Annotated in this window: 11 protein-coding genes and 1 tRNA gene; 8 read left to right on the forward strand and 4 right to left on the reverse strand. The window is 64.4% G+C overall.

Translation table 11 applies throughout. The annotated features are described in order from the left end of the window. Nucleotides 1-473: 473 nt before the first annotated feature. The gene (locus LPW26_RS14060; protein ID WP_238736030.1) at nucleotides 474-1,970 is read right to left on the reverse strand and encodes a porin; all 1,497 of its coding nucleotides are present in this window, start codon (nucleotides 1,968-1,970) and stop codon (nucleotides 474-476) included. A 508-nt stretch (nucleotides 1,971-2,478) separates the two neighbouring features. Here LPW26_RS14060 and LPW26_RS14065 point away from each other — a divergent pair. Continuing rightward, nucleotides 2,479-2,988, forward strand: coding sequence for a MarR family winged helix-turn-helix transcriptional regulator (locus tag LPW26_RS14065; RefSeq protein WP_238736031.1), 510 nt, complete (start codon nucleotides 2,479-2,481; stop codon nucleotides 2,986-2,988). A 15-nt stretch (nucleotides 2,989-3,003) separates the two neighbouring features. On the opposite strand, the gene LPW26_RS14070 is transcribed toward LPW26_RS14065, so the two are convergent. Both LPW26_RS14070 and LPW26_RS14075 read right to left on the reverse strand, forming a co-directional pair. Further along, complete coding sequence (locus LPW26_RS14070) at nucleotides 3,004-3,753, reverse strand: alpha/beta hydrolase family protein (RefSeq protein ID WP_238736032.1); 750 nt, start codon at nucleotides 3,751-3,753, stop codon at nucleotides 3,004-3,006. 301 nt (nucleotides 3,754-4,054) lie between these two features. Next, nucleotides 4,055-4,139: transfer RNA gene (locus LPW26_RS14075), tRNA-Leu, on the reverse strand. A gap of 199 nt (nucleotides 4,140-4,338) precedes the next feature. Here LPW26_RS14075 and LPW26_RS14080 point away from each other — a divergent pair. The 4 genes from LPW26_RS14080 (at nucleotide 4,339) to LPW26_RS14095 (ending at nucleotide 7,498) form a co-directional block, all read left to right on the forward strand. Further along, the gene (locus LPW26_RS14080; RefSeq protein WP_238736045.1) at nucleotides 4,339-4,854 is read left to right on the forward strand and encodes a disulfide bond formation protein B; all 516 of its coding nucleotides are present in this window, start codon (nucleotides 4,339-4,341) and stop codon (nucleotides 4,852-4,854) included. Between the two features lie 168 nt (nucleotides 4,855-5,022). After that, a complete protein-coding gene (locus LPW26_RS14085; RefSeq protein WP_238736033.1) occupies nucleotides 5,023-6,228 on the forward strand; it encodes a sensor histidine kinase in 1,206 nt (401 codons plus the stop codon). 75 nt (nucleotides 6,229-6,303) lie between these two features. Next, nucleotides 6,304-6,702 carry a response regulator gene (locus tag LPW26_RS14090; protein ID WP_238736034.1) on the forward strand — a complete coding sequence of 133 codons (399 nt, stop codon included), beginning with the start codon at nucleotides 6,304-6,306 and terminating at the stop codon, nucleotides 6,700-6,702. A 64-nt stretch (nucleotides 6,703-6,766) separates the two neighbouring features. Beyond that, nucleotides 6,767-7,498, forward strand: a complete 732-nt coding sequence (locus LPW26_RS14095) for a PRC-barrel domain-containing protein (protein WP_238736035.1) — start codon at nucleotides 6,767-6,769, stop codon at nucleotides 7,496-7,498. A gap of 42 nt (nucleotides 7,499-7,540) precedes the next feature. Here the strand turns inward: LPW26_RS14095 and LPW26_RS14100 are convergent, their stop codons facing one another. Continuing rightward, entirely contained in the window at nucleotides 7,541-8,620 is a 1,080-nt protein-coding gene (locus LPW26_RS14100) for an AbrB family transcriptional regulator (protein WP_238736036.1), read from the reverse strand. Between the two features lie 168 nt (nucleotides 8,621-8,788). On the opposite strand from LPW26_RS14100, the gene LPW26_RS14105 reads away from it, so the two are divergent. From LPW26_RS14105 to LPW26_RS14115, 3 genes are all read left to right on the forward strand, one after another. Further along, nucleotides 8,789-9,307 carry a hypothetical protein gene (locus LPW26_RS14105; RefSeq protein WP_238736037.1) on the forward strand — a complete coding sequence of 173 codons (519 nt, stop codon included), beginning with the start codon at nucleotides 8,789-8,791 and terminating at the stop codon, nucleotides 9,305-9,307. Between the two features lie 97 nt (nucleotides 9,308-9,404). Then, nucleotides 9,405-9,788, forward strand: coding sequence for a CidA/LrgA family protein (locus LPW26_RS14110; RefSeq protein ID WP_238736038.1), 384 nt, complete (start codon nucleotides 9,405-9,407; stop codon nucleotides 9,786-9,788). Further along, complete coding sequence (locus LPW26_RS14115) at nucleotides 9,785-10,507, forward strand: LrgB family protein (protein WP_238736039.1); 723 nt, start codon at nucleotides 9,785-9,787, stop codon at nucleotides 10,505-10,507. The genes LPW26_RS14110 and LPW26_RS14115 overlap by 4 nt, the downstream gene beginning before the upstream one ends. Nucleotides 10,508-10,623: the final 116 nt, after the last annotated feature.

A 10,623-nucleotide genomic window follows, 5' to 3' on the forward strand; every position in this document is an offset into this window, starting at 1 on the left:
CAGCCTCGTCAACGCTGATCGCTGACACGGCCAATGATCCGCCAAACGATCATGATTCAACGTGAGGTGCGCCTGGTCAGGCCTGTGGCGCCGGTGGTCCGGCGGTGGCGATCCCTCCAGACTCGAAAACCTCCGGCAGGGCATTGCCGGAGGTTTCTTGGAGGTATTACAAAAGGAAAGAAGTCTTGGCGGCCTCCTTCGTTCAGGCACGGATAGAGCCTTCCGTGCACGCGAAGTATATGAGTCTGTTACGTGATAGCAATAGATGAGTTTGTCAGCAATCTGGAGGTGTGCGGGATGGAGGGACGCCGGGTGTCGTCAGGCTGTAACTGAGCCTTCAAAGGGGCCGCCGCTACGGGCGATCCAGCCCGGCGACGAGCACAAGCCACAAGCCATTCCGTCCAAGCCGGCCATCGCAAGCAAAAACCCCGGCGGTCGCCCGCCGGGGTTTGATCGTGTGTCTCGGAAAGGGATCAGAACGTGCGCTGAACGCGCAGATTGCCGCTCCAGACGCCCTGGTCCTTCAGCTCGTAGGTGACAGCGTTCGGCTTGGTGCCGCCGACCGCGTTCCAAGTCACGACGCCGGAGTGGCTCTGGTCAAGATAGGTGTACATGACTTCGCCCGAGAACGTCAGGTTCTTGACCGGCGTCCAGCGGGTGACGGTGCCGATCTGGGCAATGCGGAAGTCCGGATTGCAGGCCATGCCGACCGGATTGCCGATCGCGCCGCAGATCATCGCTGATGCGGTGCCGTTGTAGTCGATAGCGGTATACGAACCGAACAGCGAGCTCGACCAGAAGGGGCTCCAGTTGTGGTTGAACGCACCACGGACGCCCCAAGCGGTGGTCTTCTGGATCGCCGAGCCGACGATATTGTTCAGGCCGTTGAAGACGCCGTCAGCCGCACCGGCGAACGCCATGCTCTGATAGGTGCCGGGGATGCTGTTGTTGCTGAAGATCGCGAACGAGGTCGGGCTCACGCCGCCGATCACGTAACGGGTGGCGCCGTTCGAATAGGTGGCGGTGATGTTGAAGCTGTCGCCGGGGCCGGTCGGTAGGTTCTTGAGCGACAGGGCACCTTGCACGGCGTAGCCCCAAGTGTCGCCCGGATGGCCCGAGGTCTCGAGCGTCGGCGTGTAGTAGCTGGCGCGAACCTGATGCGCCGCGGCCGATACCTGGAACAGACCCCAAGCCTGGTCGACGCGGATCTTGCCGACGATGTCGGGGACCTCGACACCGGCGTAGGAGTTGGTGCCGTAGATACCGGCCGGGTAGAAGTTGTTGATCTGAGTGGCGGTCAGACCCGGGTTGCTGGTGTTGTACAGCCCCGATTGCAGGTAGGACGACGGATCTTCCAGCGAGACCGAGGCCGACACGCCATTGCCGAATTCAGCGGTGTAGGAGATCTGGTTGATGCCGGTGACATCGTCATAGCCACCGATCAGGAACGAGGTGTTGTTGCCCGGATAGCCGGTCCACGGCGTGTCGAACTGCGACACCGCTTTACCGAACGTGAAGCCGGCGAACTGGATGAACGCGTAGTAGACGCCGAGCGTGCCGCCGGCGACTGCGTCGCCCGTAGTCCAGTTGAAGGTGGCGTCGAAATAGGTGCGAACCAGGCCGTATTCCGTGGCCGTCCGGGTATCGATGTTGATATCCTGGCGCGAGCGGAAGATGAAATTGTTGGCGACACGGTTCTTTTGGCCGGCGTTGCTGGCCCATGCCGGCGCGTTATAGGCGCTGGATCCATACAGCGTCGCGTCAGCCCGCAGGTAGCCGCCGAGCTTGATGCAGGTGTCGGTACCGGGGATGTAGTAAAAGCCGGCGCCGTAGATCGAGCAGACCTTGACGTATTCGACGGCCTTGGCCTTCAGCGGAAGATCCGCCGCTTGGGCGCTCCCGTAGGCGAGAAACGCGGCGGCCGAGGCCAGCGCCAATGTTCTGATCGATGTGGTCTTGATCGGTTTCATTACAGCCCTCCAGAGCGATTAGCGAAAAGGTCAGGCCCTGCAGGTCCTTGCCTCAGGCGACCATTACTTCGATGAGTACCGGCCGTTGCGAGCCGATCACACGTCTCAACGGGACGATTTGTATGTGCCCCACCCGTCGGCTATGGATCATGCTTGATTTCATTAGTTGATGGAAATCCTTTATCTCATCATCTAATTGTTTGCTCGTCGTCGTTGTATTTACGCAACAGGCATAATTGACCCGCCAAAACGACTGACGGAGTGCTACGCCGCCGACGTCTTGTTAGCGAACGGCGATTTTGCTGCACGGTCGAGAACCATCGCGAACGTCCCAGATCAGCGCTGACGGAAGCACAGGGCCCGCGGCTCTCGGCGACCAGCCTGGCTTACTCCGGCCTCATGACGCATTGCGGCCGTCGCCTCACCGCCTCATTCCAGTACCAATGTTTGATATAGAAACCGATGTGCAAAAGGTGATATGATCCGCCATCGTTAGCTCGGAGGATGAATGCCCAAGAAGGCGAAGCTTGGTTTGGCGGTTCGATCGGCTGCGGTCGATGCCGTGACGGCCCGTGAGTTCAGCACGATCATCGGCAGCCTGGCTGTCCATCTGGATGAGATCCGGCACTATCGCGCCAAGAGTCTCGGCATCAGCGGTCCGCAATTCGCGATCCTGATGACGATCAGGCGCCTCGATGAAGGCGATGGGGTATCGGTCCGTCATGTCGCGGGGGCGCTGCATGTCGATTCGTCGTTCATCACCACTCAGTCCAAGGTGCTGGAAAAGAAGGGCTTGCTGGGTCGGCAGACGGACGAAACGGACGCCAGGGTGGTGAAGCTGTTCCTCACCGACAAGGCCGAGAAGCAGATAACCGGCCTCGCGGCCGGGGAGCGCTCGCTCAACGCGTTCATCTTCGGTGGTTTGACGAACGACGCTGTTGCCGAACTCACCGACCAGCTCACCGAGTTGAGCGGCCGGCTCGAGAAGGCGTGCCTGAAGATCGCCGGCGGCTTCTGAGCCGCCGCCTCGGCGTCATCGGATCCTCTCGCGAAGCCGGTCGCGCACCCAATCGAGAATCGATCCGGCCGGGAGCCGGGACTGAGCGGCCGCAAGGCCGTCGCCGAGATCGACCCGTCCGGATCCATCCTCTCCCCACCGTTGCGGTAGGCGGGACGCGAGCAGACCCCGCGCGTACGTCCGATCGATATCTTTGGCGGGGCGAAGCGGGATCAAGGTCGGGCAAGGCATTGCGAAGCCGAGCGGCAGCATCGCGTCAGCAAGGAATATCGGCGACGGCGAGGCATGATCGCCGGCCCAGCGCTCCCACAATCCGCCGTCGCAGACTGCCGCGGCGGCACGACCGTCGAACGCAATTCCACGCGCCACCAGCGACGAGGCGGTGCCGTCGCTGATCACGGCGATTCGTGCCGGATCGATCCCGGGCTCGTCAGCCAGATGGTCGATCATTGCCGAGATGCAGGTCTCCGGGCGGATCGATCCGCGCAGCGGCTCCTCCTCGGGGCCGCCCAGCTCGACACAGAGCAGAGCCAGCCCGCGCGCGCGCGACGGCCGAGCCATCAGCCGAAACAGAGCTTCCTTGCTGCGGGTCTCGCCGACGCAGACGACGCCCGGCGCCCCGGTCGGCTCGACGGCGCCGGGCGGCAGATAGTAGGCCTGAAGCTCGGCGTCGTCGCGCCAACTCACCGTGACGGCGCGGGCGGGCGGATCGAACCGCGTCAGGAAAGCGCTGATGCCGTCAGCCTTGCCCAGCTTGCACAACATTCGCTCCAGCAAATAATAATGAAAACGATCATCAAAAAACTAATTGATTCACTCATACAACAGATCGGATGTGTCAATTCGCTTATAGACGCACACTAGGCCGAATGGGTTGTCAGCGGTCAATGCCGCCTGCTGTCCGACCGCTGGCGCAACAAAGCGCCCGAACGCCGCGGCGGATCGTCAAGCTATCGCCCGGGCCCCGCTCAGCGGGGTGGCCAACCGGTCGACAAGGAGCCGCTAGTGGCGGCGAGCAAGAAAAGGGGGGCGGCGGCCGACAAGATCTGCCCCGGCAAGCCGAGAATGGTGCCCCTGGCCGGAATCGAACCAGCACTCCTTGCGGAACTCGATTTTGAGTCGAGCGCGTCTACCAGTTCCGCCACAGGGGCCCGCGCCGCCGAGCGAGCCGGCGGCGAAGCGGCGGGGACTATAGCGGCCGGGGAGTCGGGGTCAACCCGGCGACGCTGCCCGCGCCGCGGCTCCTACACCGCGGTTTGATCGGCGGCGATCTCGACAGCCGCTCGGCGCCGCGATACGACGCCGAAACTGGAGATCACCGTGACGGCTCCCTCTGTCCACCAATACCGAATCGGCGCCCGGCTGGACCGCGGAACGCGCGTCGCCCAGAACGTCGCGCTGGCCTATGCGGTGATCGCCGCGGCGGCGCTCGGCGGCGCCTGGTATTTCCAGCTGGCGCTCGATCTGCAGCCCTGCCCGCTCTGTCTCGAGCAGCGCTATGCCTATTACGCGGCGATCCCGCTCGCGGCGCTGGTGGCGGTCGCGGCCTGGCGCGAGGCACCGGTGTCGCTGCTGCTCGCCGGCCTCTTGGTGCTGACCCTGCTGGCGCTCGGCAATGCAGGGCTCGGCACCTACCACGCCGGTGTCGAATGGAAGTTCTGGCCGGGGCCGAGCGACTGCAGCGGCCCGGTGCTCGATCTGAGCAAGGCCGGCAGCCTGCTCGATCAGCTCGACAAGGTGAAGGTGGTGCGCTGCGACGACGTCCAGTGGCGCTTCCTCGGCCTGTCACTGGCCGGCTACAACGTCCTGCTGTCGGTGGGGCTGGCAGCGCTGGCAGGCTGGGGCATCGTCCGGATCCGGCGCTGATCGCCGTCGCACGCGCCCTCCGGAAGAAGTGGGCTGGCCTCCAGGAACAAGATTCCGCACGACGCGTTGTCGGGTGTCGTCACTCACGCGGTTGGTACGGAAGCTGATCGAGGCCTCCGTGTATGGCCAGCCATTTCGGCGCAGTGACCGCACCAGAATCGACAGCTTATGCCAACCGAACAGAGGCCAGTCTCTCAGACGGCCTCCCAAATCGTACACGATCATCTCCAGGACGAACTTCCCTACCGTCGCCGCCAGCAGGCTCTCCTTCGGGAGTTCGGTACGGCCGCGCTCCAGACGCGCGATTTTCAGCAGATTTTGCAGGAGGCGGCCAATCTCGCCGCACGCGGTCTGGGATGTGCTTACGCCAAGGTTCTTGAATACGATCCGGGCGAGAGACGTCTGGTGGTGCGGGCAGGGATCGGTTGGCCCCCCGGTACGGTGGACCACGTATCGCTCGGCGCCGACATCGAATCGCCTGCGGGCTATGCGTTTCAGACCGGGCAATCGGTGATTTCCAATCATCTGCAGAAAGAGACACGGTTCCGGACGCCGAAACTGCTGGCCGATCACGGCATCCGGCGGGCCATCAACGTGCTGATCCGACGGGGCGGCGAGGGCGACACGCCATTCGGGATTCTCGAGGCGGACACCCCCGATCCTGGGCAGTTCGACGACGCCGATGCGGATTTTCTCGCCGGCTTCGCCGGTCTGCTCGGCATCGCCATCGAACGTCAGCATGCCGACGCCAAGCTTCAGGCCGCGCTCGAGCACGAGGCCTTGCTGACGCGTGAGATGAGCCATCGGGTCAAGAACAGCCTGACGTCGGTTGTCGGCCTGCTCCGCGTCCAGGCCCGCGGCTCGGAATCGGCGGACGTCACCAGCGCGCTGGAAAATGCAGCGATGCGCGTCGCCTCGATCGCGGAGGTGCACGATCATCTGTGGCGGGGCAGCAAGGTCGGCTTCGTCGATCTATCGGATTTCGTCGGCCATCTTTGCAAAAATCTGCAGAGCTCGGCACCGGAGCATACGCTTCAATCCCGTTCCGACCGGATCATCCTGTCGGCCGACAAGGCGATCCCGTTGGGTCTGCTGGTCAACGAGTTGGTCACGAACGCCGTGAAGTACGCCTATGTCGACGGGCCCGGTGTGATCCGGATGGACGCCCGGGAAATCAACGGCCACCTGCTGGTCGAGATTTCCGATGAAGGCGCCGGCCTGCCAGACGGATTCGACATCAATGAGCCGCGCAAGAGCCTCGGCTTCCGGGTCATCCTCGGCCTGGTGCGACAATTGATGGGCGAGCTCAGGATCTCGAAGAACATCCCGCAGGGGGTTCTGTTTACCATCAAGTTTCCACTCGACCCGCCGTGAGCCAGGCGTGATGCGCGAACGCACTCCATCTCCCGGGAGCGGGCCATTCCACCAATTTTTGTGAGTCCTCATTACATGCCTTCAACCCCGCCTCGGATCCGCATTCTCGTCGTCGAAGATGAAACGTTCATTCGCATGGACGTGGTGGAGATCCTGATCGAAGCGGGGTTCGATGTCGTGGAGGCCGTCAGTGCGGCTGAGGGCATTCGGACGCTCGAGCGCGATCCCGACATCCGGCTGATGTTCACGGACATCGATATGCCGGGCACCATGAACGGGCTGAAACTGGCCGCGGCGGTGAGAGAACGGTGGCCGCCGATCAGGATCATCGCGACGTCGGGACAGTTCCAGCTGCAGGCCGGCGATCTCCCGCCCGACGCCCGATTCTTCGTCAAGCCCTGTCAACCGGCGCAGATCATCGACGCCGTTCGCGAGTTGACGCGCGGGACGTGGACACCCCGCCGTCTCGCCTGATCTCGGCCGCGCTGCGCGGCGTTCGCATGATGCCTGAAGGCTCGAGCCAGAAAGAACACTCCCAATGACGATCGCAAGACTCGTGATGGCGACCGCAATACTCAGCGCCATCGGTTTGACGGCAGCGCGGGCCGAATGCGAGATCGCAGACGCCAAGCTGGAGGAAGCGATACAGAACAATCCGCGGCTTCTGGGCCCAGCGAATAGTCAGTCCGTCCGCGATCTCAGAAGTTTGCGCGACGCCGCGCTGACGCTTCGGTCTTATGGCCGCCACGACGACTGCGAACGTCTCCTTGCCAATATTCGCGAACTCATTGCCGGACCGCCGATGGGATCACTGGGCGACAATGACGAGGAGCAGGCCGATCTCCAGAATGCTGCGCGCGAGCCGAAGGTCCGTCTCGGTGCTCCGTCGGGCAGCCGCGACAAGAAGGACGCCAAGCCGCTGATCCGGATCGACCAGCTGACGCCGGGACTACGAACCGATCAGATGATCGGGGCGGAAGTCCGCAGCGCCGACGACAAGATCGTCGGCGAGGTCCGCAACATCGTGTTCGGCACCAAGGACGGGCGGGACTACGCGATCGTCGCTTCGGGCGGCTTTTTCACCACCGGCACGGACAGCATCGTCGTCCCGATTCGATCCCTCAAGGTGACGCAGGATCGATCGAGCTTCTTCCTCCCGATCGACAAGGACGCCATGCAGAAGGTGCCTCTGATGCCCGATCAGGACTATAACTGGCTCACCGATCAAGCTTGGCGCGCCCGCAACGACGCGATCTTTGCCAAGCCCTGAGCGGTCGCGGCGCCGTGCCGAACCCGGCGCCTGCGCTGCTCGTCAATCGTCCAGATCGTCCGGGCTGCGGCCGAACCAGTGCACGATGCCGGGCGTCACGATCGACACGTAGATGAAGCGCGACAGATGATGCGCGCCGACGAACACCGGATCGATGTGCAGCGTCAGCGCCAGCGCCATCATGGCGTCCATCGCGCCCGGTGAGAACGCCACCACCAGGTCGGCCAGCCGCACCGGCGTGGTGAAGATGATGGCGACCACGAACACCGCCGAGATCGCGATCGCGACCGCGAACGAGCCGAGCGCGGCGCCGAGATAGCTGACGATGGTGCGCGCCTTGATGGCGCCGAACCGCGAGCCGATCAGCGTCCCGATCCCGACCAGCGCCGGCAGATAGGCCCATTGCGGCAGCGTGCCTTCGACCAGCCCGGAGCCGTGCAGCACCGACGAGCCGAGCATCGCGCCGAACATCCAGCTCGCCGGAAAATTGATCAGCCGCAGCAGCAGCGACGCCGCGATCGCCACCGCGGATAATTCGACCAGCACCAGCGGCGTCGCTTCCGGCCCGCGTGACGGCAGCGGACCGTGCGCCATCATCCCGGTCGCCGCCAGCAGCAGCGGCACCGCGCTGGTGAGGATAATGACCCTCATGATCTGCACCACGGCGATGCCCGGCACATTCGCCTTGCGCTCGGTTGCCAGCATGATGATCTGCGACAGCGCCCCGGGACTGCCGGCGAGCAGCGCCGAGGTACGATCCCAGCCGTGCACCCGCTGCAGATAGATGCTGCTGCCGAAGGTGGCGCAGAACGTCGCCACCGCCAGCAGCCCGATCGTCACCGGATACGACGACAGATTGTGGATCATCTGCGGCGACACCATCGAGCCGAGCGAGACGCCAAGCGCCATCAGCACGATGTGAGACAGCGGCGGCGGCAGACCCATCTTGCGCCCGGCGAGGCCGGCGGCGGCCACCGCAACCATCGCGCCGGTGATCAGTCCGCCGGGAAGCTGCGCCCAATATGACAACCCGCCACCGGCAGCGCCGATTGCGATTGTCTCGAGCACGTTCAAGGTCTTCGACCGCAAGCTCGGTGCGGTGAGGGCAGGATTTTCTGACACGCGACCTTATGGCAAATCAAAATACCGGCTGCAAATGCGAACCGCGCGCGCGGCTATGTCCGCGGCGCGGGGTAAGCGGTAATACGCGCGAGCTAATCAGTTGGCGATTGTCAGCCCTCACCCCGGCGCTAGGATGCGACGGCTTCATGATCGCAGGAGACCGGGACGATGAGAGATCGAGGACTGACCCAACTCACGGCCGGTATGGCCGGAACGATGCTGATGCTGCTGGCTTCCGCTGCGCCGGGCTATGCGCTGACCGCGCAGGAATGCAGCGCCAAGTATCAGGCAGCCAAAACAGCCGGCACGCTGAACGGCGAGGGCTGGAACGATTTCCGCAAGGCGCAATGCGCCGACGCCGCCGTTCCTGCGGCGTCCGACGACAAAGCTGCGGTGGCAGAGCCCAAAGCGGCGGAGACCAAACCCGCAGAACCGAAGGCGGCGGACAGCAAACCGGCGACGAAACCGAAGGCCGCCGCTGCAGCGCCCACAGCCCCGGCCGGCCCGGCCACCTTCCCCACCGCGGTCGATGCGAAATTCGCCAAGGAGCCGGCGGCGCGCGCCCGGCTGCATACCTGTGCCGAGCAGTGGAAGGCCAACAAGGCCGCCAACACCACCGGCGGCCTGAAATGGATCCAGAAGGGCGGCGGATATTGGAGCGAATGCAACAAGCGGTTGAAGAGCTGACCTTCCGGCCCGTGCCGAACACACCGCGCGGGACGTTGATTTGACACGCCCGCGCGAAGCGGCTCATCGCTGCCCTCACGCACATCCGGGGTATCGCATGATCGCCAGTATTGGTCTCATTCTGCTGTGCCAGCTCGCCGCCGAGGTGGTGGTCCGCGCGCTCGCGCTGCCGCTGCCCGGCCCGGTGGTCGGGCTGGTGTTCCTGCTGCTGTTGCTGCTGGCGCGCGACCGGCTCGGCTGGCTGGCGGTCGGACCGCTGCGCAATGACGGCGTCGAGAATGCCGCGAAGGGCATGCTGGCGCATCTGTCGCTGCTGTTCGTGCCGGCCGGTGTCGGCGTCGTGCAGCAGCTCGACATGATCGCCAGCCACGGCGTGGCGATGGCGCTGGTGCTGGCCGGTTCGGTGCTGATCACGCTGCTGGCCACGGTGGTGACATTCCTGGTCACCGCGCGGCTGCTGTCGATGCGAGGCTCGCGATGAGCAGCAATCCGTTCTCGCTATGGGTCTATCTGTCACAGACGCCGCTGCTGTGGTTGACCGTGACGCTGCTGGTCTATGCGGCGGCGGACGCGGTGTCGCAGGCCACCGGCCGCAATCCGCTGGTCAACCCGGTGATGCACGCGACGTGGATCATCGGGGCGTTTCTGTGGGTGACCGGCACCTCCTACACGACTTACTTCGGTGGCGCGCAGTTCGTGCATTTCCTGCTCGGTCCCGCCACCGTGGCGCTCGCGGTGCCGCTCTACGAAAACCGCCATCAGGTCGTCACCGCGATCGTACCGATGGCGCTGGCACTCGTCGTCGGCTGCGTCGCCGCGATCGTCTCGGTGGTGGTGCTGGCGCAGCTCGCCGGCCTGCCCGAGGTCGTGGTGCTGTCGCTGGCGCCGAAGTCGGTGACGGCGGGCGTCGCGATGGGCATCAGCGAATCGCTGCATGCCGATCCGTCGCTGACCGCGGTCGCGGTGATCATCACCGGCATCATGGGGGCGATCGTGGTGACGCCGCTGATGAACGCGATCGGCATCCGCGATTTCCGCGCCCGCGGCTTCGCGGTCGGCCTCGCCTCGCACGGCATCGGCACTGCCCGCGCCTTCCAGGTCGACGCCATCGCGGGCGTGTTCGCCGGCATCGCCATGAGCCTCAACGCCCTGATCACCGCACTGCTGGTCCCGGTGCTGATCACGCTGCTAGTGAAGTAGTTCGGTAAGGGCACGAGCCATCGCCCCACACAGAGAGGTCATCGCCCGGCTCGACCGGCCGCCCAGTATCCCAGGGCGCACGTGATCATCACCGACGCTCTGGAATACTGGGCCCT

It is taken from the genome of Rhodopseudomonas infernalis (assembly GCF_022271405.1).
In the GTDB taxonomy this organism is placed as follows: Bacteria; Pseudomonadota; Alphaproteobacteria; order Rhizobiales; family Xanthobacteraceae; genus Rhodopseudomonas; species Rhodopseudomonas infernalis.